This window comes from Rhodospirillum sp. A1_3_36 (assembly GCF_047263945.1).
GTDB lineage: Bacteria > Pseudomonadota > Alphaproteobacteria > Rhodospirillales > Rhodospirillaceae > Rhodospirillum.
The window spans coordinates 1-20,479 of record NZ_JBLAVB010000008.1 but is presented as its reverse complement, the minus strand read 5'-3'; the positions used below and the strand labels follow the sequence as shown (position 1 = coordinate 20,479).

The 20,479-nt window shown below is 60.4% G+C and carries 19 protein-coding genes, 1 tRNA gene and 2 pseudogenes; 14 read left to right on the top strand and 8 right to left on the bottom strand.

All coding sequences use genetic code 11. The features are described 5' to 3' along the window. The first annotated feature begins 482 nt into the window (after positions 1-482). Positions 483-559: transfer RNA gene (locus ACLIRY_RS16590), tRNA-Arg, on the top strand. 350 nt (positions 560-909) lie between these two features. Here the strand turns inward: ACLIRY_RS16590 and ACLIRY_RS16585 are convergent. After that, positions 910-1,713: an OmpA family protein gene (locus ACLIRY_RS16585; protein ID WP_413206534.1), complete on the bottom strand. Its 804-nt coding sequence runs from the start codon at positions 1,711-1,713 to the stop codon at positions 910-912. A gap of 165 nt (positions 1,714-1,878) precedes the next feature. Here ACLIRY_RS16585 and rlmN point away from each other — a divergent pair. Further along, a pseudogene (rlmN, locus tag ACLIRY_RS16580) lies at positions 1,879-3,169 on the top strand (23S rRNA (adenine(2503)-C(2))-methyltransferase RlmN). Here rlmN and ACLIRY_RS16575 read toward each other — a convergent pair. Then, positions 3,163-3,378, bottom strand: coding sequence for a SlyX family protein (locus ACLIRY_RS16575; protein WP_413206533.1), 216 nt, complete (start codon positions 3,376-3,378; stop codon positions 3,163-3,165). The pseudogene rlmN and the gene ACLIRY_RS16575 overlap by 7 nt on opposite strands. Positions 3,379-3,516: 138 nt before the next feature. Between ACLIRY_RS16575 and ACLIRY_RS16570 the strand changes: the two genes are divergently transcribed. The 5 genes from ACLIRY_RS16570 to arfB are packed head-to-tail and all read left to right on the top strand — an operon-like array spanning position 3,517 to position 7,796. After that, positions 3,517-4,368, top strand: coding sequence for a GGDEF domain-containing protein (locus tag ACLIRY_RS16570; protein ID WP_413206532.1), 852 nt, complete (start codon positions 3,517-3,519; stop codon positions 4,366-4,368). Positions 4,369-4,421: 53 nt separating this feature from the next. Then, on the top strand, positions 4,422-4,991 hold the full coding sequence (locus ACLIRY_RS16565) for a slr1658 superfamily regulator (protein ID WP_413206531.1): 570 nt from the start codon (positions 4,422-4,424) through the stop codon (positions 4,989-4,991). A gap of 29 nt (positions 4,992-5,020) precedes the next feature. Continuing rightward, positions 5,021-5,365: a slr1659 superfamily regulator gene (locus ACLIRY_RS16560; protein WP_413206530.1), complete on the top strand. Its 345-nt coding sequence runs from the start codon at positions 5,021-5,023 to the stop codon at positions 5,363-5,365. After that, on the top strand, positions 5,362-7,377 hold the full coding sequence (locus tag ACLIRY_RS16555; protein ID WP_413206529.1) for a SpoIIE family protein phosphatase: 2,016 nt from the start codon (positions 5,362-5,364) through the stop codon (positions 7,375-7,377). Before ACLIRY_RS16560 ends, ACLIRY_RS16555 begins: the two co-directional genes overlap by 4 nt. Further along, positions 7,374-7,796 (top strand): alternative ribosome rescue aminoacyl-tRNA hydrolase ArfB, encoded by a 423-nt coding sequence (gene arfB / locus ACLIRY_RS16550; protein ID WP_413206528.1) that lies wholly within the window; start codon positions 7,374-7,376, stop codon positions 7,794-7,796. The genes ACLIRY_RS16555 and arfB overlap by 4 nt, the downstream gene beginning before the upstream one ends. 65 nt (positions 7,797-7,861) lie before the next feature. On the opposite strand, the gene ACLIRY_RS16545 is transcribed toward arfB, so the two are convergent. The 5 genes from ACLIRY_RS16545 to ACLIRY_RS16525 form a co-directional block, all read right to left on the bottom strand. Continuing rightward, entirely contained in the window at positions 7,862-8,689 is an 828-nt protein-coding gene (locus ACLIRY_RS16545) for an ABC transporter ATP-binding protein (protein WP_413206527.1), read from the bottom strand. After that, complete coding sequence (locus tag ACLIRY_RS16540) at positions 8,686-9,678, bottom strand: FecCD family ABC transporter permease (protein ID WP_413206526.1); 993 nt, start codon at positions 9,676-9,678, stop codon at positions 8,686-8,688. Before ACLIRY_RS16540 ends, ACLIRY_RS16545 begins: the two co-directional genes overlap by 4 nt. A gap of 65 nt (positions 9,679-9,743) precedes the next feature. After that, complete coding sequence (locus tag ACLIRY_RS16535) at positions 9,744-10,847, bottom strand: ABC transporter substrate-binding protein (RefSeq protein ID WP_413206525.1); 1,104 nt, start codon at positions 10,845-10,847, stop codon at positions 9,744-9,746. Between the two features lie 489 nt (positions 10,848-11,336). Continuing rightward, complete coding sequence (locus tag ACLIRY_RS16530; protein ID WP_413206524.1) at positions 11,337-11,768, bottom strand: hypothetical protein; 432 nt, start codon at positions 11,766-11,768, stop codon at positions 11,337-11,339. An 81-nt stretch (positions 11,769-11,849) separates the two neighbouring features. Further along, a complete protein-coding gene (locus ACLIRY_RS16525; RefSeq protein WP_413206523.1) occupies positions 11,850-13,319 on the bottom strand; it encodes a hypothetical protein in 1,470 nt (489 codons plus the stop codon). A gap of 112 nt (positions 13,320-13,431) precedes the next feature. Here ACLIRY_RS16525 and ACLIRY_RS16520 point away from each other — a divergent pair, with 112 nt between their 5' ends. From ACLIRY_RS16520 to ACLIRY_RS16490, 7 genes are all read left to right on the top strand, one after another. Then, the gene (locus ACLIRY_RS16520; RefSeq protein ID WP_413206522.1) at positions 13,432-14,073 is read left to right on the top strand and encodes an HPr kinase/phosphorylase; all 642 of its coding nucleotides are present in this window, start codon (positions 13,432-13,434) and stop codon (positions 14,071-14,073) included. Between the two features lie 16 nt (positions 14,074-14,089). Beyond that, a complete protein-coding gene (gene rapZ, locus ACLIRY_RS16515; protein ID WP_413206521.1) occupies positions 14,090-15,010 on the top strand; it encodes an RNase adapter RapZ in 921 nt (306 codons plus the stop codon). Positions 15,011-15,248: 238 nt separating this feature from the next. Beyond that, positions 15,249-15,653 (top strand): PTS sugar transporter subunit IIA, encoded by a 405-nt coding sequence (locus ACLIRY_RS16510; protein WP_413206520.1) that lies wholly within the window; start codon positions 15,249-15,251, stop codon positions 15,651-15,653. Positions 15,654-15,863: 210 nt separating this feature from the next. Further along, on the top strand, positions 15,864-16,157 hold the full coding sequence (locus tag ACLIRY_RS16505) for an HPr family phosphocarrier protein (RefSeq protein WP_413206519.1): 294 nt from the start codon (positions 15,864-15,866) through the stop codon (positions 16,155-16,157). Further along, positions 16,147-17,955, top strand: coding sequence for a phosphoenolpyruvate--protein phosphotransferase (gene ptsP, locus ACLIRY_RS16500; RefSeq protein WP_413206518.1), 1,809 nt, complete (start codon positions 16,147-16,149; stop codon positions 17,953-17,955). Before ACLIRY_RS16505 ends, ptsP begins: the two co-directional genes overlap by 11 nt. Before the next feature lie 136 nt (positions 17,956-18,091). Further along, positions 18,092-19,495, top strand: a complete 1,404-nt coding sequence (ahcY, locus tag ACLIRY_RS16495; protein ID WP_413206517.1) for an adenosylhomocysteinase — start codon at positions 18,092-18,094, stop codon at positions 19,493-19,495. A gap of 169 nt (positions 19,496-19,664) precedes the next feature. Continuing rightward, on the top strand, positions 19,665-20,225 hold the full coding sequence (locus ACLIRY_RS16490) for a sugar O-acetyltransferase (protein ID WP_413206516.1): 561 nt from the start codon (positions 19,665-19,667) through the stop codon (positions 20,223-20,225). An 18-nt stretch (positions 20,226-20,243) separates the two neighbouring features. Here ACLIRY_RS16490 and ACLIRY_RS16485 read toward each other — a convergent pair. Beyond that, positions 20,244-20,479 (bottom strand): annotated as a pseudogene (locus tag ACLIRY_RS16485) (1-deoxy-D-xylulose-5-phosphate synthase); the annotation flags it as partial.

Here is a 20,479-nt window from a genome sequence, read left to right as displayed (position 1 = left end):
ACAGCCGCTAAAACAGTCAAACTTTTCAAATTCATGAGCGCCATCGACAAAAACCTTTTCCCCAGGGCAAGAACGCGTCCATCACCCGATTCCGCTTCCATCCGCCGAAGCCCGGCCTAGTTCTTTCCTGGATGAACCAAGAAATCCACAGGTCGCCTGGAATTCATGCACTTTTCTTATTATCCGGAAACTCACTAGATCAGCTTGGATTTGGATTGCCGCAGTGTACTCAAAGGCCTATGGGCTCACAAGCGGGTTTTGACCTGAACCCCGTGTGTTTGGCTTGCCTTTCCAAGGTTTTTCTCCCGACAGGGTGCCACAGAAAAAAATATCCAGCTTGCGACCGAATTTTCTTGCACGCCCCATTCTGTTCGGATACATATCCGGCCTCCCGACGAGACAGACGCTCCGGCGGATCGGGAAAAACAGCGGCTCAGGTGACAGGGTCGCAATTACAGTAGGTTAGGACTGGGAACAAATATGCGCCCGTAGCTCAACTGGATAGAGCATCTGACTACGAATCAGAAGGCTAGGAGTTCGAATCTCTTCGGGCGCACCAGTTTCCCAAGATCAGGGGTCGAAGCAATGCTTCGGCCCCTGTTTCGTTTGCCAGAGTATTCCGGGATCAAGTTGGGTCGTTTTGCGACCAAACTTGATCCCGGAATACTCTGGGGCCAATGCGCCAAACTCACCGCACCTTGGCATCACCCCCCGGAAGAGCCTCCTACAGGCCCACAGCCCACCGAAGCCCCCATTTGGCCCCGATGGCCCTGGGGATAGCCGCCAAGCCCCCACAACACCATAGGGGCGGCAAAAGCCCCCCCAACAGAAAACGGCGCGCCCTGGGGGACGCGCCGCTTCCTGTCGAAGGTCTCAGATCCAAGGATCCGTACACCTTGCTCTCAGGCCTTAGCCCTTGAAGATGATTTCCACGCGACGGTTCAACTTCTCGACCACACCATCGGCGGTGGGAACGGCCAGACGCTCTTCACCATAGGCCTCCAGGGTCATGACCTCGGACGCGATACCACGTTGGGCCAGGGCCCGGGCGACGGACTCAGCGCGACGCTGGGACAGCAGGATGTTGTAGTCAGCCGGACCGGAGGTATCCGTATAACCGATCACCACGACGCGGGCCGGAGCACCGGTCATAAAGAGCTGGGACGCTTCGTTCAGGGTAGCTTCGGCTTCGGCGCTCAGGCGGGAGCTGTCCAGACCGAAATAAACCTGGAAGGAGACTTCCTCAACCACCAGGGCGTTCATCGCGATTTCGAAGTTCTGCTTGCACTCCGCGATGTGGGTCGGCTGGCGGTCTTCTTCGGCTTCCTCGGCCCAGCAATCGAAGCTGCTTTGAGCCATGGCAGCCATGTCCGGATTAGCGGCCGGAGCGCCAGCTTCCAGAACAGCCATCAGATCGGCGCGGGCGCCGGTCAGCTCGTCGGTGTACGCACCCAGATCCCGCTCCTCGATGGCGGTCGGAGCCGGGGTCTCACCCATAGCAGCAGCCTTGGCCTTCTGAGTGTAGTAGGCGGTGCTGTCCCAATCGCCATACCCACGTTCGTGGGCGGCCAGGGCAACATAGTCTTCCTGCAGGGCAGCGTCGAAGGCAGTTCCCATGTTGTTCATGGAACCGACTTCCTCATAGTTCCAAACATCGGCGCAAGCGGACAGCAGACCGGCCGCAGCGACACTCATCAGGACATTTTTGAGCATAGCGATAATTCTCCTCCATCACCTCGATTACGGCGGACAAACCCCGTCATGACGTAACGTGGCACCCCGTGACCCAGATTAACAAATATGATCGTTTCCCGTGACATATGAGACCCTGGAATAAAAATGGATGATCCCAACCATCGTTTCCATCTAACTATCCCAATGGACCTTTACCACGGAGCGCAAGCGGAACGCCATGAAGACAGGACCGGAAAAACCCTTTCCCGGCGAAGCGAACGGACATATATCACGCGACATGACAGATATAAAGCCGCACCGCGTTATACCGCGAAATGAGCCCCACGTGAACATCGTTGGTATGTCGCGTGAAGAACTCACCGATCTTCTCGCCTCTCTGGGAGAGAAGCCCTTCCGCGCGAAACAGCTGTGGCACTGGGTGTATCATCGCGGAGAGACTGACTTTTCCAAAATGACGAGTCTGGGCGCGCCCCTTCGTGCCAAGCTGGCCGACACCTGTGTCGTCGGTCGGCCAGACGTCACGCGAGAGCAGCGATCCACGGACGGAACGCGCAAATGGCTGCTTCGGTTCCCAGATGGCAATGAAGCCGAGACAGTTTATATTCCCGAGGATGATCGGGGAGCACTTTGCGTCTCCTCACAGGTGGGCTGCACCTTAACCTGCAAATTCTGCCATACGGGCACACAATTGCTGGTCCGCAACCTGACATCGGCGGAAATCGTCGGCCAATTCATGGCCGCCCGGGATGCCTATGGGGAATGGCCCTCTCCCGTGGACGAGACCCGAATCCTCTCCAACATCGTCATGATGGGCATGGGAGAACCCTTTTATAATTACGACAATGTGGCCAAGGCCCTAAAAATCATCATGGATGGGGAAGGTCTTGCCCTGTCGAAACGACGCATCACCCTCTCGACCTCTGGCGTTGTGCCCATGATTCGGCGCTGTGGCGAGGAATTGGGCGTCAAATTGGCGATCAGCCTGCATGCCGCAACGGACGAGGTCCGGAACGAGATCATGCCCATCAACAAAAAGTATCCGCTCGCTGAGTTGATGGATGCCTGCCGGTCCTATCCGGGCCTGAACAACGCCCGACGGATCACCTTTGAATACGTCATGCTCAAGGGCCTGAACGATTCCGAAGCCGATGCCCGTGCACTCCTCAAGCTGGTCGAGGGGATCCCCTGCAAGTTCAACCTGATTCCCTTCAATCCCTGGCCCGGGTCAGATTATGAATGCCCCCCGGTCAGCCACATCGAGAAATTCTCGACGCTGCTGAACGATGGCGGATACTCCGCCCCGATCCGCATGCCCCGGGGACGGGACATCCTGGCCGCCTGTGGCCAGTTGCGCAGCGAATCCGAACGGGAGCGCAAAAGCCTGATGAAAGCCCGCCTCGCCCAGGGCATCCCGGACGAGCACACGACAGCCCCAATGGAACCGGTTCACAGCGCGACAGATCCAGCTCAATAGTGGGGGGGTGGCCGGTCGTCGCTGGGCGACCGGTCTGGACCAGGATCCACCTCACGCAGACGCTTGGCCAGATGGCGCACCTGGAGAGTGAGATGCTCAATGAGTTTGTCTTGGCTGGCTACCACGTCCGACAGATCCTCGGCCAACCGCTCGTGATGGGTCAGACGGATTTCCAGGTCGGTCAAACGACGGTCCAGTTCGCTTTCCATATGGAACCTCAATGGAAATGAAGGAGAGGGGGGGGAATCTTAACAAATCCAACGTAGACTCTGTCACAGATAGTCTTATTGCTGATGGAAACCGATTCCACTAGAATTTTTGCCACTTTTGGCTGGAATGATGTCCCCATGACCAAACAGGCCCGCCATACACCCCAAGTACCCGAATACCAGGATCTCCTATTGGAGCGGGACAGGCTACGCGCGGCCCTGGCTGGCATTCAGCAACAGTACTGCGACTTGGAGATCGCCCTGTCCCTTGCCATTGAGCATGGGGACTTGATCGAGAATGAACTAAGCAGCGCCAATGACCGCCTCCGAGCGGAGATGTCCGAGCGCCTTTTCGCCGAACGGCGCCTGGCAGAGGTTCTGGATGCCGTCAGTCGGCAAAAGGACGATCTGGAAGTCCTGGTCCAGACCATCACCGAGCATAGCGACGAGATCGACACCCAGTGGCTGGAACGCTATACGGAAGTGGAAGCCTTGGCGCGCAAAGACCCCCTGACCGGGATCGCCAATCGGCGGATGTTCGACGGCATGCTGGGCCAGGAATGGGCGCGGTGCCAAAGGGGGGGGGTGATGGTCTCCCTGATCATGTGCGATTTGGACCATTTCAAGGCCTATAACGACCACTATGGCCATGGGGCTGGAGACGCGGTTCTGCGAACCTTTGGCAAGATCCTGCGCCAGTTCAGCCGTCGTCCCGCCGACCTACCCGCCCGTATTGGTGGCGAGGAATTCGTCCTCCTTCTCCCCGAAACCACGTTGGAGGGTGCCATGGACTTGGCCGAGGAGCTACGCCAGACGTTGTACGATACCAATATCCCCCATCGTATGGCCTCCCTGGGCCGGGTGACCGTCAGTATCGGCGTCGCCGAGATGAGTCCGGCGACGGGACTGCGACCGACGGATCTGATCGAACGGGCCGACAAGCGGCTGTACGAAGCCAAATCCCAATCCCGCAACACCGTTGTGAGTTGAAAACCAGCGTTGAAGCCGCCTCCCAACGGCCCGCCACCAGCGAAGAGGATCCCATGAGCGATCGTATCGGCACCATTGATGAGGTCGACCAGGTCCTGGAAAGCTTGGTCCTGAGCTTTTCCCCCAGTCTGCTGCCTCTGCGCCAACGTTGGAGGAACAATGGATTGTCGGCCGACTTTCTGGGGGACTACGTCACGACCTTTTTCCCCTCGCCCGAAGACGACAGCGACACCCTCGCCCGCCAGTCCCAGGCGAAAGGAGCTGTCAGCTACATTGCCAACGAGCTCCTCGAAAACGCGATGAAGTATACCGACTCGAAGAGCGACCACCCCATCACCATCACCCTGAATCTGGAAGCCGCCCGCATCACCTTCCAAGCCAGCAATCCCATCAGCGCCGACGCCCAGGCCCGCTACGCCGCCTTTGCCCAGGAATTGAGCAAAGGAGACCCCATGGACATCTATATGCGTATCCTGGAAAACGGCCCGGGAGAGGAGGGGGGATCGGGGCTTGGACTCGTGACAATGATCAACGATTATGAGGGGAGGTTGTGCTGGAGCTTTGAAACAGATCCAGCCACTGGGGACACCCTGGCCACCACATGGGTACAGATTCCCGTCTAACCCCGTTTTTTGCCAGGATATACGTGACGATGATTGTGATAGACGGTGCGACCTACAAAGTGGAGCGGGACGACGAGCAAGGGCGCGTGACCCTATCGGGCACCTTGCGCCTGAACGGTTTGACCGAGTACGAACCCCTCGCCCAGATCCTTCGCGACGGATTGGATCACTATCCGACCCTGACCTTGGACCTGCGGAAACTGGACTTCCTGAACAGCTCGGGTATCGCCATGCTGTCGAAATTCGTCATTGAGGCCAGGGACCGGGACGATCACGTCTTGTCCATTGTCGGCTCCAAGGCCGTCGCTTGGCAGGGAAAGTCCCTGGTCAACCTGCGCCGGTTGATGCCGACCCTCGCCCTGGACTTCCAGTGAGCCAAAGACCGGTATCCCGCTTGGCCCGCCCCCTGCGGCGCATGCCCCTGGGGCGGCGTCTTTTCCTGGCCGTCCTCTTCTACGGTCTGGCCATGGTGGTCATTGCCCTATCGGGCTGGCGTATCGCCGACCTCGTCAGTGCCTACCGTCAATCCACCGAGGAACTGGCCCGCCGGGACGAGGGGATTGCAACCCTCTCCCAGGTTTCTTCCCGGTTTCAGACGGCCTTGGGAGCCTTTGCCGATTCCCGAGGCGCAGCCATTGCCGACGAAGTGGAATTCCAGCGGGGACAGATCACCATCGCCCTGCGGGATGTCATTCTGAAGGATGAGGCTGGCGCCCTGGCCCTCTCAGCGCTGACCGAGGCCCTGAATGACGCCATGGACAAGTTCCATGAACTGCGCAGGGTCACCACCCACCTTTCTGATACCCAGGCATCAATCCAAGAACAAGCCGGTCAAGCGATGGGTCTGCTGGCCTTCGTCGCCGCAGAACAATCCAATGGCCTTGACCTCCGCCCCCCCCTGAAAGCCATCGTTGCCCAGATGGACGATTTCTTCGTCTACCAACGCATGGCCACGGCCCAAGACGCTCTGGATTCCTTGAAGAACTTCCGGAACCAGGTAAACAAAGCGGCCTTCGCCACGGGAGTGGAGGAGACACGCCAAGCCTTGCTTCTGGTGGACGAGCGCCTTGGCGTCATCCGCACATCCTTGGAATTACAACGGGAACTCGCCGCTTCCTGGGCCGGCCAGTCTCGCTTCCTGGCCTTCATCAGCCTTCAACGGATCTATGACACGACCGAAGCCCTGCGGGGGCTTGCCCAGGAACGGGAGCGGATGCTGCGTCAGGAGCTGGAAAGCCGCACCTGGATGACCGTCGCCTTCATCGTCACGGTCGGTGCCATCATTCTGCTCCTGGGCTTTGTCGCCAACGCCCTGATTGTTCAAAGCATCCGCAGCCCCCTGCTGTCCCTGAACGCCATTATGCAGGACATGGCCAACGGCAATTGGGACCGGGAGGTAGAAGGTCGGGACGCCGGAGACGAAATTGGCGCCATGGCTCGCACCCTGGACGTCTTCAAACGCAATGCTGTGCGCATGCGCGAATTGGAAGGGGAAAAGCGAGAAATCCTGGCTAGGGAGACGGCGGAAGCGCAGAGAGCGCTCACGGAACTGGACAAAGCTCATTCGGAAATTCGCGCCCTGAATAGCCGCTTGAGCACGGAAAACCTGCGCTTGGGAGCGGAGCTGGATGTGTCCCGTCGGATACAGCACATGCTGCTGCCTCGACCCGAGGAGCTGGACCGCATCAAAACTCTGGATATCGCCACCTTCATGGAAACCGCAGACGAAGTGGGGGGGGACTATTTCGATATCCTGGAACACAACGGCGGCGTTCGCATCGCCATCGGCGATGTCACGGGCCATGGCCTGGAAAGCGGTGTGGTCATGCTCCTGACCCAATCCGCCGTCCGCACCCTGAACGTGCTCGGAGCCGAAGGGGAAGAAGGGCCCATGCCTGCCCTCCTGGATACCCTGAACCGCTCACTGTTTGGCAATATTGAACGGATGGAGAGTGGCAAAAACCTGACCTTTGCCCTGATCGACCACAGGCCCCGCGCCGACGGGCGCCCCGGTGGGGTCATGCGATTCACCGGCCAACATGAAACCCTGATCATCGTCCGCTCCGATGGCGGGCTTGAGGAAGTGGATACCCTGATGTTGGGCATGCCGCTGGGTCTGGTGGATGATCTGGCCCAATACTTGGCGGAGGACACCCTGGACCTGTCGCCCGGTGACATGGTGATCCTCTACACCGACGGCATCACCGAAGCGGTCAACGATCGGGACCAACTCTATAGCCTGGAGCGTCTGAAACAGCTGTGCCAAATCCACCACCGGAAAGCGGCCTCGGATGTGAAGGACGCAATCATCGCCGATGTCCGCGCCCACATCGGGGCCTGCAAGGTGCTCGATGATCTGACCCTTATTGTGCTGAAGCAGCGATGATTCCCATCACAGGTTCCATGTCTATTGACGAATCCGAGCTGGAGGAGCGGTTCATCCGTGCGTCCGGCCCCGGTGGACAAAACGTCAACAAGGTCTCCTCTGCCGTCCAACTGCGCTTTGATGCGCTCAACTCTCCGAACCTGTCAGGCTATGTAAAGCGGCGCTTGCCCGAGGTCGCGGGCTCGCGCATGACCAGCGATGGGGTGATCATCATCACCGCCCAAGCCCACCGTGCCCAGGAAACCAACCGCCGCGAGGCTGTGGAGCGGCTGGTCGAGCTGTTGCGCCTCGCCGCCCATCGGGACAAGCCACGCCGCCCCACCAAACCCACCAAGAACAGCCAAAAGCGGCGCATGGACTCCAAGACGAAACGAGGTGTCGTCAAGAAAATGCGTCAGGGAAAACCGGGACTGGAATAATACATTCCACATCTCGAAAGCACTCTAGAATCTATATAAATAGCGTGAAAATGGGCCAACTTGACTCAAGACGCGCCCTCAACCAAAGGGGTCAAAGGGTCCGCGACCCTTTGCGGTTCTGGGCAAGGCTCAGACCTCCTTTCCCCCCCAACCAGGGCTGAGGGCACGATCACCGGGCGGTCACCGGGTCCGATCAGGATATCCGCCTCAATGCCATAGACCTGTCGCAAGTTCTCCAAGGTCATGATCCGCCCCGGATCGCCGTGGGAAACGGCCCCACCCGGACCAACCAAAAGCACGTCATCGGCATGACGAAGGGCGAGGTTCAGATCATGGATCGCGATGATCACCACTGCCCCCCTTGCCTGGGCAAACCATCGGACATGGGACATAACCACCATTTGATGTCGCAGATCCAGGGCGCTCGTTGCCTCGTCCAACACCAGGAGCCGGGGATCCCGTGCCAACCGCTGGGCCAGAAGCACCAGTTGCTGCTGACCTCCAGACAACGTGTTCATCGCCCGGGACGCGAGGGGAACGAGCCCAAAGGCCTCCAAAGCCCGCTCCGCCCGATCGATATCCGCTCTCCGCACCCGCCACCCCAATTGGGCGTGACGCCCCAACAAAACCGCCTCAAGAACGGAGATTGATGCCCGAACATGGCTGACCTGGGGCATGAATCCCACAAGGCTGGGATCCAGGGGACGCCCCTCCCAGGTAACCCGTCCCCGAAAGGGCAGAAATCCCGCAATCGCCGATAGAAGCGTGGATTTCCCCGCCCCGTTGGGCCCCACGACACCGACCACGCGCCCTGCATCGATCCGGGCTGACACGTCGGACAGGATGTCCCGCCCTCCCCTCTGGACAGCGACATCTTGAAGAACAAGGGTCATGGGCTGGTGCCTCCCTTTCGCATGATAACCACCAAAAGCATGGGAATGCCTGCAACCGCAGTGATGATTCCAACGGGGATGACCGCACCGGGGGAAATAAGCTTGCCGAAAACCGAAGCTCCGATCAGGCAAACTGCGCCCATGATCGCCGCAAGTGGTAAGGAAAACCGGTGATCCTCTCCCGCCAGGGACCGGGCGAGATGGGGGGCAATCAGGCCGACGAAGCCAATGGTTCCGACGAAACTCACCGCCCCCGCCGTCAAAAGAGCGACGAGAGTAAATGCCCGGTATCGCAGGGCCGCGACCGGCAAGCCAAGGCTTGCCGCATTCGCCTCCCCCAAGCGCAGGGTCGTCAGGGACCAGACGTCCCGGACGACGAAGGGCAGGCAGACCAGGAAAATTCCGGTTGTGACCGCGACCGAGGACCAATTCGCCTTGAGAAGGCTGCCGAAGAGCCAAAAGACAATTTGCTGCAGGACCTCCGGCGAGGCCAGATATTGCAGGAGGGATTGCAGGGACTGAAAGAAGAACAGGATCGCGATTCCAGCCAAAACCAGAACCTCCGATGTCCCGCCCCGGGTCCGGGCGACGAGGTGGACCAGGACACAGGCCAACAGGGTCATGGTAAAGGCCAAAACCGGAACGACAACCACACCGGGGATGGGGAAAAACGCCCCGAACATGATCGCCAGGGCCGCCCCGAAACCCGCTGCAGCGGAAAACCCCAAGGTGAAGGGACTGGCCAGGGAATTGTCCAGGATGGTCTGCATTTGCAGACCTGCGAGACCAAGAGAACATCCGACAGCCACCCCCATAGCGGTCTGCGGCATGCGCAGTTTCCAAAGGATGGTCGCCGCCATCCGGTCCTCCCCATGGGGGCCGGCGACCAAGGCCCGCCCAACCTCTGACAGGGTCAATCCCGAGGGGCCCAACGAAAGATCGAGAACCACCAGAACCACCAGCGCAGCGCTGGCGAGCCCCAAAATCATGACGCGCCGGAAACCTTCGCGACGGTATCCGTCGCGAAGTCCGGAGGACAGAGTTTGGCCCGAGATCATGGTTGGTCGGGCCTGTATCGCGTCGCGAACACGCCTTCGGCCTCAATCGGCAGCCACTGGTGATAGAACTGCGCCAGCTCCCCCATCGGATCGATATCCTTGAAGACATCCGGGTAAAGGATCTTGGCGATGTATTGAACGTAGACGTAATCCGACAGAGTCCGGGTTCCGCCATGGTAGACCGCATAGACATCATCGGTCTTGACTGCGGGAAGTTGATCCCAGCCGGGTCGCGTCAGATAAGCCCCCATGCGTTCATTGACCACGGCGGGATCGGCCCCAAAGCCCACTGAGACGGCTTCTGGCGCGCCGGTCCATTCGGATCCGGCAAGCAGGATGACATCCGGACGCCGGGCCAGGACGTATTCCGGCGCCAAGGGTCCCCAATTCTCGACCTGATCCTTGGCGATATTCTCGCCTCCAACCATGTCAATGATGCCGCCCCACATCCCCTTGCCGTAACTATTGCCCACCTCGGACGGCCCCTTCTTGGCCAATTCGACGTAGACGGATTTGCCAGAGGGTCCCGCCGTCGCCACCCGTGCCAGGGTGTCCGTGATGGCTGTCTCATAAAGCTTGGCGAGCGTCTCAGCCCGGTCTTCTGCCCCCATGACCTGGCCGATCACCCGGGTCGACCGCAAATGTCGCTCCAAGGTCTGGGCGTTGTAGTCCACGACGACGATGGGGATTCCTGCCTCCTCAAGGGCCGATGCGGTCGCCCCCAGGCTGTCGTATTGCCAAGCGGCGAGAAGGGCGAGGTCTGGTTTGGCCGCGATCGCCTTCTCGATGGAAAAGGTCCCGGATTCCGTGTCCCCCACATCAACCAGATCAGCGATGGACGGAATCGCTTTCACGTAGGCCGCGTACTGCATGGGCCGCCAGCCTTGCCAGACCGGGGTGGACAGGGCAACGACCCGATCCATCGCACCGGGACCGGTGACGGCCATGTAATCCTCGAAATAGAACCCCAGAAGAATCCGCTTCGCAGGGTGCTCCAGGGTCACATGCCGATCCCGAAGATCGACGATATCTATCTGGGCCCAAGCAGGGGCCGCGACGCAGAGGGACAGGGCCAAAGCGGCCAAGCTTTTGAAAATCATTGGAATAGCTCATTTAGAAAGCCTCCCCGGAGTCACGCAGCGACCCAACTTGATCTCGGAATACGCTAAGGTGGATCATTTGATCGAGACTCATATGGTTAGAGCATTGAGACCAAGTTGGGCCGCAAAGCACGGTACATGGACAGGGGGTGTCTTCCCGTCACGGGGCTTTGCCCCGTCCCCCACTGGGGCCGAAAGGCCCCAGACCCCGGGCTAAAAAGAGGGATTTGGGCAATCGCCCAAAAAAGACGAGACACTGTCCTGTCCCGTGGCCGCGAAGTGGCACACCTTGATCTCGGAACGCTCTAAACGGGAACGCAAGCCGCGAAGGGAGACGAGTCCATTTTCAACGCACCGTAAAAACGCTGCCTCAAGCCTGTCCACAGGGGACAGCAGAGGGGCGGTTCACGGGATCGCCAATGGACCGATTTGAGTGGAATTCTGGAAAAAGAGGCCCGGCGGAGATCACCCCCTCCGATGCCGACCGTTTCAGACGGTTCTCACAGTGGGCGGTGCGCGGGGCGTGGCGTCATGGGCCACGGGAACCAGAGCAACCCGTCTGTGTCCGGCACGCGGCCGTTCCACCACGAACGGGAGAACAATGGGTTCCGATAAAATGATGGGTGTGGGCAGGCAGAAGGAGGCAACAATCCGACAGGCATCACATCCCTGATAGCTCAGACTGGGGTCCTCTTCGGAGTCTGGGACCGGAACCGAACAGATAAAGGGCAGGGATCCATCCGGAAGGGCAAAGGCGGCCAACCCCACCGGCTGCCCACCTCCCCCGGCTTCGGCCCCGACCTCAGTTGAAACGCCGCTGACGCCCAAGGGAAAGGGCCGATGACCAAACCCGACCATCAGCAGGGACAGGACACAGATCAGGCGAAGCCATAGCCTCCCATATCCCTGTTTCCGCGTCATCCACTCCCCCGATTTATGCCCTTGTCCAGGAAGAAAAAAGCTAGTCCCCTTTGATCTGACCGTCAAGACAGGCGCGAGGCGTTACTTCGTGTAGTCCACTTGAACGTTATAGGCTTGAAGCAAACGCTTGGGCATAAGAGCGAGGGTCATGCCCAGCTCGTTCATGTTCATGGGATCATTCTCGGCCTTGACCGACAGGGTGAAGGTCCCTGGTTTTTTGATGAACCCCGCGACGGCATTTACCACCCGATCCCCGAACTCCGTCCCCATGGTTTCCCGCAGATCCGCACCCACCCGCTGTTCGACCAGAGTGGACAATGCCGCCCGATCCATCCCTTCTTTGGCCAACACGCGGTCGACGTAAGCCGCCGTCCCCGGTCCGGCCACGGCCTTCACAGTGAAACTCTCCAGCCGGGCGGACTCAAGCAGACGCTCTGGCCGTTCCTGGGCATTGGCCAGCATCTCCACATCCATGCCCGCCAAACCAAGCGCCCCCCCATATTGGCCGAGCAAACCCAGGTCCAGGGTTGCCGGTCCGAACACAAAGGTCTTCTTTTCCTGATCGAGGAAATGTCCGTACTTCAGGTTCACAACCAGATCAGACTGCCCATTCTCGGACAGAAAGGCCCGGGTCTCCTCGTTCAGTTCTCCGGCGGGGACCCGCAACCCTTCCACATTCAGGGAAATCCGGGTGGGCAGACCCCGAGCACTTTCCAAGTCGGTGATCGCCATGTGATCCAAAATCAGCCTGTGCCCCTCCCCCTCGGCCCGAAAGCCTGTCACATCCAGCAAACGCAGGCCAAGGGTATCCAGAAGAGGGGTTTCCTGGCGCTTCATTCGGGCCTCAGTGTCCTTGGCCCAATGAGCCAAGCGGATCAAATCGATGCCCTCAACGGCAAGCCCATCCATGGAAAGGCGCGCGCCCTCCCGCTCGATCACGTAATCCTTATAGGTCAGGCGGCCGAGAACACCCTGCTTCACACCATCCATGTCGATGGCCCCGACCGTCAGGTGGGTGTCTTCCGAAGACACAGTTACATCCAGGTTCCGAACCTGACTGGGGCCAACGTTCACCCGGGCCATGACCTCGGGTTCCAGGTCTGCGGCTGACTTCACTCCCTTGAACAACTTCCCAAGGGCGATGGATTCACGGATATCCACGTCCTCCACCGCCAGATGGTCGACCTTGGCGGTCATGGAGGCCTCGGGCCGCACCACGGACACTTCAGCCCCATTGACCTCCACGTCGATGGTCTTGACAGTAGCGCCACCAAAGCCTGGGTTGGATAGAACGATGTCCTTTACCGTTCCGGCCAAGTGCTCGACGGGATTGTTCACCCGCACCCCGCCCATGGTCAAGGACAGCCCAGCAGGGTTGATAGACAGGCTGTCGTATTCCAGGGTCGTGTTCGGCGGCAGGGACTTCTGGAAACCTGCAAGCATGCTTCGGACCTTCGCCTCGCCCTTGGTCTGGACGATCCCGTAGCCCACGACGCCCAAGACACCCAGCACGCCCACCACCACGATGGCGATCAAACCCTTTTTATTCATATCCCGCTTTCCTGGCGCCAAAAAAATCTGATATGGAGCCGCATCGTCCGAGCCCTCCCCTGCGAAGTCAAGGCGGGGAACGCCTTGCACGGTAAATAAGGGAGGGGAAAGCATGCACCCAATCCCCTTGGCAAGACGAGACAGACCCGACGAAATCTACCATTTCGGTGTCCTGCCCTCCCCTGTCATTGACCCGGACCGGCCCGCATCGCACAATCGGTCCATGAGCTGGACTCAATCGACAGCCCCCCTGCCACCAACCCACCATGGCACCACCGTTGCCCGCGATGGGGTTGCGGTTCTGCTGCGCGGTCCGTCCGGCGCCGGAAAGTCTGATCTGGCCCTGCGATTGATCATGGATCGGGGCTTCTCTCTGGTGGCCGATGACCGGACCATTCTGACCTGTCAAGACGGCGCCCTGATCGCCGAGGCTCCAATCCTCCTCGCGGGGTTGCTGGAGGTCCGCGGCCTGGGCATCCTGCCCGCCCCCCGAACCACCGGCCCCACCCCCCTGGCGCTGGTGGTCGATCTGCTCCCCGGTGGCCCCTTGGAGCGCCTGCCCGAACCGGAAACCCTGTCCCTATCAGGCGTGGCCCTGCCCCGAACCCGCCTGGATCCCTGGGAACTTACCGCGCCGCACAAGGTTGACCTTGCCCTTGCCGTCGCGCGAGGGGATAGTACGCGGGTTCATCGCCCCGGGCGAGCTCCTGACGGCTCCAACCCGCCCTCCGACCCGTCCCGCGACGCCCCTTAGGGATAGGACAGCCCCCATGGTCACCGAGCCCAAGTCCGACCCCCAGATCCAGCCACAGGCCAAGTCTGCTCCCCCTCAGGCGGGACAGCGTCGGGTCTTGATGGTCACGGGCATGTCCGGCGCAGGCCGGGCAAGTGCCCTGCGTGCGCTGGAAGACCTGGGCTATGAAGCGGTCGACAACCTGCCCCTGTACCTCCTTGATGCCCTGATTGCGACCGGACGAGAGGAACCCTCGCCCCTCGCCCTGGGAATCGACACCCGCACCCGGGGATTTGACACGGTTTCCGTCTTAAGCGCCCTGGACCGGTTGAAAGAGGATGACGGATTCGACCCCCATCTGGTGTTTATCGACGCCGATAACGATGTCCTGGAACGACGCTTTACCGAAACCCGGCGCCGCCACCCCATGGCCCAGGAGCGGCCCGTCGCAGATGGCATTGCCATGGAACGTCGCCTTCTCACCCCCCTGAAGGACCAGGCCAGTCGCCGGATCGACACAACGACCCTGGCACCGGGACAACTCAAAAACATTCTGGAAGCTGAATTCTCGCTGGAGACAGGAGGAGAGATGACCCTGTTCGTCACCTCTTTCGGTTTCCGCAACGGACTGCCGCGCGAAGCCGATCTGGTCTTCGATGCCCGCTTCCTGAACAACCCCTACTACGACCCCGACCTCAGGTCCCTGACGGGCCGGGACCCCGCTGTGGCCGCTTTCGTCAGCGCCGATCCCGATTACGAACCCTTCCTGTCCCGGGTCACAGACCTGCTGGACCTGCTTCTGCCTCGCTATGAAAAGGAAGGGAAAAGTTATCTAACCATCGCCGTCGGATGTACCGGCGGAAAGCACAGGTCGGTTTACACAGCAGAGCGTTTGGCGGCATGGTTGGATGAACGGGGATATCGTGCCCGGATCCGCCATCGCGACATACACCTTTGATCGGAAGCAGGTTGGCCGCAAGGGATACCAACACCGGTTTTTCCGCGACCCCGGACATCTTTCGATGTCGATTGACTATCCCGGACATCTTTCGATGTCGATTGACTATCCCGGACATCTTGTGATGTCCGTTGTTTATCCCGGACATCTTTCGATGTCCGTTGACGACCAGACAATAGAAACGGGCGGTCTCCCATTTGGGCGGAGGCGAGAACCCATCAGCAATGGGCAAAGTTCGATGATCGGCATGGTATTGGTGACCCATGGACGCTTGGCGGAAGAGTTGATCGCCGCCACCGAGCATGTGATGGGCAAGCAGGAAAACATCGCGGCTGTCTGCATCGGCCCCGACGACGACATGGAACAGCGCCGTCAAGACATTCTGAAATGCGTCGAACAGGTCGACACCGGGAACGGCACCATCCTGCTCACGGATATGTTCGGCGGAACACCATCGAACCTCGCCATTTCCGTGATGGAAAAGGCCAAGATCGAGGTCATCGCAGGTGTCAACCTGCCCATGCTGATTCGCTTGGCCACCGTGCGGGATACCCAATCCATGCAGGACGCAGCCAGCAGCGCCCAGGAAGCTGGCCGCAAATACATCAATGTCGCCTCTCGCCTTCTGACCCAGGATCCCTGATCTCGGCATCCGACCCCGCGACACTGCGCCTATGCATACCCATATGTATTGAACCGACGCCCGTTCGTCTCAAAAAAAGGGTGCGGCATGGAGTGGAGCAAAGGAAAAACGGGCAATGGAGTCCCCCTTCCTCCGCTCTCAGAACAATAAAATCGATCACGTGCCGAAAACGTGATCAAGGGGAAATGTCCACGGAGTAATCACCCGACCATGCCCAGTGAGTCCAGTTCCGCCGCCGCGATGGCGCGCGAGGCCACCATCGTCAACCGCCGCGGTCTCCACGCCCGGGCAGCGGCAAAATTCGTCAAAACCGCAGAAGCATTCGACGCCGAAATCACTGTCTCCAATCGAGGACAGGAGGTCTCTGGCCGCTCCATCATGGGCCTGATGATGCTGGCCGCCAGCCCCGGCACCACGATCGCTCTGGCTGCGGAAGGTCCCCAGGCCCAGGAGGCCCTTGATACCCTCTGCGCCTTGATCGCCGATGGCTTCCATGAAGACTAAAAGCACCGGCGCACCGCGCCACACAGCGGAGAACACCCGGGCTGTGCGTCTCTCTGGCCTGGCTGTCGGCCCCGGCGTCTGCGTGGGTATCGCCTATCGGCACGAAGCCGGATCCGTTTCCGTCCCCGAATACCGGATCCCCCCTGGGCGCATCGACCGGGAGAAACTCCGTCTGGCCGAAGCCGCCGACCGGGGCAGCCGCCAGCTGAGGAATCTAAGGGGCAAGGCCCAGGCCCTTCCCGGTGCCGCAGGAGAGGAACTGGGGTACCTTCTCGACGCCTACCAGCAGATGCTCAGCGGGTCGCGCTTTCTAAAGGGAGCGGAAAACCGGATCGCCGAGCGGCGCATCAACGCCGAAGCGGCCGTGAAGGAAGAAATGGACGCCATGGCCGAGACCTTCGCCGCCATGGCCGATCCTTACCTCGCCTCCCGCGCATCCGACGTCCGGGACATCGGCTGGCGCCTGATCCGTGTCCTCACCAAGTCGTCCTACCGGCCCTTTTCCTTACTGCCCAAGGATGCCGTCATCATCGCCGGAGACCTGAGCCCGGCGGATACAGCCCTGTTGAACCCCAAAGCCGTGGCCGGCATGGCGCTGTCCACCGGGGGAGCCGATTCCCATACGGCGATCATGGCCCGTTCGCTGGGGCTGCCCGCCGTGGTGGCCGTCGAGGGATTGATCGGTCAGGTCCGCCCCGGGGATACGGTTTGCCTGGACGGCGGGACCGGCGAGGTTGTAATCGATCCCGACCCGGACACCCTGGCCGATTTCCGCAAGCGCAGAGCCGACTTCTTGCGGTCTCGCCGGGGCCTGGGCCGTCTGCGGGACCTGCCCGCAGAGACCAAGGACGGGGTGCGGGTTCGCCTCATGGCCAATGTGGAACTGCCCAGCGAGTTGGAGATGGCCCGGGAATCGGGCGCCGAAGGCATTGGTCTGCTGCGCAGCGAATTCATGTACATGAATCGGGCCGAGGTCCCGGATGAAGACGAACAGTATCACTTCCTCAAGTCCATCATCGACGGCATGAAGGGGCTGCCGGTGACCATTCGAACCCTCGACCTGGGGGGCGATAAATTGGCCGATTCCCTGGGGTTGCGCGACGGCCCCAATCCCGCCCTCGGCCTGAGAGCCATTCGTCTGTCCCTTGCCCGGCCCGAATTGCTTGAAACCCAATTCGCAGCCATTTTACGCGCCTCCGCCCATGGACCGGCACGGATCCTGCTCCCCATGATCGCCTCGCTTGAGGAATTGGAGCAGGCCCGGGACCTCCTCGATCAAGTGGTCCGGAAGCTGAAGCGACGCAAGGATGTGACCTTGCCCGCCACCCTGCCCCCCCTCGGAGTGATGATCGAAGTCCCCGGCGCAGCCCTGTCAGCCGATTCCCTGGCTTGGGCCTGCGACTTCTTCGCCATTGGAACCAATGATCTGACCCAATACACCCTGGCCATCGATCGGTCCGACCGGGAAGTCGCCCATCTGTACAATCCCCTTCACCCTGCGGTTCTCCGCCTGATCCAGTTCACCGTAGAAGCCGCGAATCGGGCGCGCATCCCCCTGTCGGTCTGCGGAGAAATGGCCGGAGACCCCAAGTTGGCCGCCGTCCTGATGGGTCTGGGCGTTACCGAACTCTCCATGTCAGCCACCCATATTCCCCTGGTGAAACGCAACATCCGCCGCCTCTCACTCGCGGAAACAGCCAGAAAGGCAAATGGAATCATGGAGTTGAATGACGCCAGACGCATCGCAGAAGCCGCAGACAGTCTGCTCATCGACGGCGGAATCAGCCCAAACAAATAACTTGATAAGGATATAAATATATCTTTATATTCTCCTCAAGCCGCCCCGGGGAGGTGCGCCTTGGCGTGCTCCAACCCCGCGCCCTGAGCCATCGGGAGGAGCGGATCCAGGACTACAACGCAAGCGGAGAGCATAGATGAGCTTCACCGACTATAAGGTCGCCGACATTTCTCTGGCCGGTTACGGTCGCAAGGAACTGGACATCGCCGAAAGCGAAATGCCGGGCCTGATGGCAACCCGCGAGGAATTCGCGGCCAGCCAGCCCCTGAAGGGCGCGCGCATCGCCGGCTCCCTGCACATGACCATCCAGACGGGCGTCCTGATCGAGACACTGAAGTCTCTGGGTGCTGACATCCGCTGGGCGTCCTGTAACATCTACTCCACCCAGGACCACGCCGCGGCCGCCATCGCCGCCGCCGGAATCCCGGTCTTCGCCATCAAAGGCGAGTCGCTGACCGACTACTGGGACTACACCCACAAGATCTTCGAGTGGTCCGACGGCGGCACCCCGAACATGATCCTGGATGATGGTGGCGACGCCACTCTGCTGATCCACCTGGGCGCCCGCGCCGAGAAGGACATCACCCTTCTCGACAACCCCGGGAGCGAGGAAGAAGAGATCCTGTTCGCCGCCATCAAGAAGCGCATCGGCGAGCAGCCCGGCTGGTACTCCAAAGTTCTGGCCAACATCAAGGGCGTGACCGAGGAAACCACCACCGGCGTGCACCGTCTGTATGAGCTGGAGAAGGCTGGCACCCTGCCCTTCCCCGCCATCAACGTGAACGATTCGGTCACCAAGTCGAAGTTTGACAACAAGTACGGCTGCCGTGAGTCCCTGGTCGACGGCATCCGCCGCGCCACCGACGTCATGATGGCCGGCAAGGTCGCCGTGGTCGCCGGTTTCGGTGACGTGGGCAAGGGCTCTGCCGAATCCCTGCGCAGCGCCGGGTGCCGCGTTCTGGTGACCGAGATCGATCCGATCTGCGCCCTGCAGGCCGCCATGGAAGGCTTCGAGGTTGTGACCATGGAAAACGCCGCCCCCCGTGGCGACATTTTCTGCACGACCACGGGCAACCTGGATGTGATCACCATCGATCACATGCGGGCCATGAAGGACCGGGCCATCGTCTGCAACATCGGTCACTTCGATAACGAAATTCAGGTTGCCAGCCTGAAGAACCTGACCTGGAACAACATCAAGCCGCAGGTCGACGAGATCACGTTCCCCGATGGGCATCGCATCATCCTGCTGGCCGAAGGTCGTCTGGTGAACCTGGGTTGCGGCACCGGTCACCCCAGCTTCGTGATGAGCGCGTCCTTCACCAACCAGACCCTGGCTCAGATCGAACTGTTCGCCAACAACGACGACGGCAAGTACGAAAACAAGGTCTACGTCCTGCCCAAGCACCTGGACGAGAAGGTTGCCGCCCTGCACCTGGAAAAGCTGGGCGTCCAGCTCTCCCAGCTGTCCAGCAAGCAGGCCTCCTACATCGGTGTCGACGTGGCTGGCCCCTTCAAGCCGGAAGCCTATCGCTACTAAGTCGGTTTCTAAACCAGACGGAAATCCACATCTGTGGGTCGAAAGGGCGCCTTTGGGCGCCCTTTTTTTACTGGATGGAGGTTCCGATCTTTCCGGTCATGAAGACAGCTTGCTCCAAACCCTTCGATCCCCGACCATAGCCTCCCCCTATTTTTCCAAGGCAAGATTTATGGATAAGAGAACCGAAAAAGAAAAAATGCTGGCCGGAGAGCTATATCGGGCCAACGCACCCGAACTGGTCGCCGACAATTGGCGCATTTCCCAATGGATGGACCGCTATAACGCCGCCCACGCCATGACACCGGAAGACCGTCGCACCCTCTTGGTCGAAGCCCTGGGAGCTGTGGGCGACGGCGTCATGATCCGACCGCCCTTCTTGTGCGACTACGGCTACAACATCCGGCTCGGCAAGGGCGTTTTCATGAATTTCAACTGCGTCATCCTGGACGTGGTTGCGGTGACCATAGGCGCGGGCTCGCAAATCGGCCCGGGAGTCCAGATCCTGACGGCCGACCACCCCCGCGACCCGGCGCACCGGGCGACCGGGCTGGAATTCGGTCGCCCCATCACCATAGGCGAAAATGTGTGGATCGGTGGCGGCGCCATCATTCTGCCCGGCGTCACCATTGGCGACAACGCCTTGATCGGCGCGGGAGCCGTCGTCACCCGCGATGTCCCTGCGAACAGCACCGCCCTGGGCAATCCCGCGCGGATCCGCCCGAAGGAATAGAAAAGGCCTCTCCTCCCGTCAGGCCATCCCGCCCGCGCCGTCCCTGGCTTCCGTCTCCAAGCTGTCCATATGCAGCGCCCCAAGCACGCGCTCGGCGATGCCCCGGGCGTCGATCCCTGCCTCGGCGCATTGCACATCGGGTTTGTTGTGTTCGTAGAACTGGTCGGGCACATGTACCGCCCGCACCTTCAAGCCATCGTCCAGCAGACCCGCGTTGGCCAGGAAGGTGGTCACATGGGCGCCAAACCCCCCGT

Bases quoted from the DNA above. Each gene is read 5' to 3' on its own strand.
- ACLIRY_RS16505 (WP_413206519.1), top strand. From the start codon at position 15,864: ATGCCCAGTGAGTCCAGTTCCGCCGCCGCGATGGCGCGCGAGGCCACC.
- ACLIRY_RS16570 (WP_413206532.1), top strand. From the start codon at position 3,517: ATGACCAAACAGGCCCGCCATACACCCCAAGTACCCGAATACCAGGAT.
- ACLIRY_RS16510 (WP_413206520.1), top strand. From the start codon at position 15,249: ATGATCGGCATGGTATTGGTGACCCATGGACGCTTGGCGGAAGAGTTG.
- ACLIRY_RS16585 (WP_413206534.1), bottom strand. From the start codon at position 1,713: ATGCTCAAAAATGTCCTGATGAGTGTCGCTGCGGCCGGTCTGCTGTCC.
- arfB (WP_413206528.1), top strand. From the start codon at position 7,374: ATGATTCCCATCACAGGTTCCATGTCTATTGACGAATCCGAGCTGGAG.
- ACLIRY_RS16575 (WP_413206533.1), bottom strand. From the start codon at position 3,378: ATGGAAAGCGAACTGGACCGTCGTTTGACCGACCTGGAAATCCGTCTG.
- ACLIRY_RS16565 (WP_413206531.1), top strand. From the start codon at position 4,422: ATGAGCGATCGTATCGGCACCATTGATGAGGTCGACCAGGTCCTGGAA.
- ACLIRY_RS16520 (WP_413206522.1), top strand. From the start codon at position 13,432: ATGCACCCAATCCCCTTGGCAAGACGAGACAGACCCGACGAAATCTAC.
- ACLIRY_RS16490 (WP_413206516.1), top strand. From the start codon at position 19,665: ATGGATAAGAGAACCGAAAAAGAAAAAATGCTGGCCGGAGAGCTATAT.
- ACLIRY_RS16545 (WP_413206527.1), bottom strand. From the start codon at position 8,689: ATGACCCTTGTTCTTCAAGATGTCGCTGTCCAGAGGGGAGGGCGGGAC.
- ACLIRY_RS16525 (WP_413206523.1), bottom strand. From the start codon at position 13,319: ATGAATAAAAAGGGTTTGATCGCCATCGTGGTGGTGGGCGTGCTGGGT.
- ACLIRY_RS16535 (WP_413206525.1), bottom strand. From the start codon at position 10,847: ATGATTTTCAAAAGCTTGGCCGCTTTGGCCCTGTCCCTCTGCGTCGCG.
- ahcY (WP_413206517.1), top strand. From the start codon at position 18,092: ATGAGCTTCACCGACTATAAGGTCGCCGACATTTCTCTGGCCGGTTAC.
- ptsP (WP_413206518.1), top strand. From the start codon at position 16,147: ATGAAGACTAAAAGCACCGGCGCACCGCGCCACACAGCGGAGAACACC.
- rapZ (WP_413206521.1), top strand. From the start codon at position 14,090: ATGGTCACCGAGCCCAAGTCCGACCCCCAGATCCAGCCACAGGCCAAG.
- ACLIRY_RS16560 (WP_413206530.1), top strand. From the start codon at position 5,021: ATGATTGTGATAGACGGTGCGACCTACAAAGTGGAGCGGGACGACGAG.
- ACLIRY_RS16540 (WP_413206526.1), bottom strand. From the start codon at position 9,678: ATGATTTTGGGGCTCGCCAGCGCTGCGCTGGTGGTTCTGGTGGTTCTC.
- ACLIRY_RS16530 (WP_413206524.1), bottom strand. From the start codon at position 11,768: ATGACGCGGAAACAGGGATATGGGAGGCTATGGCTTCGCCTGATCTGT.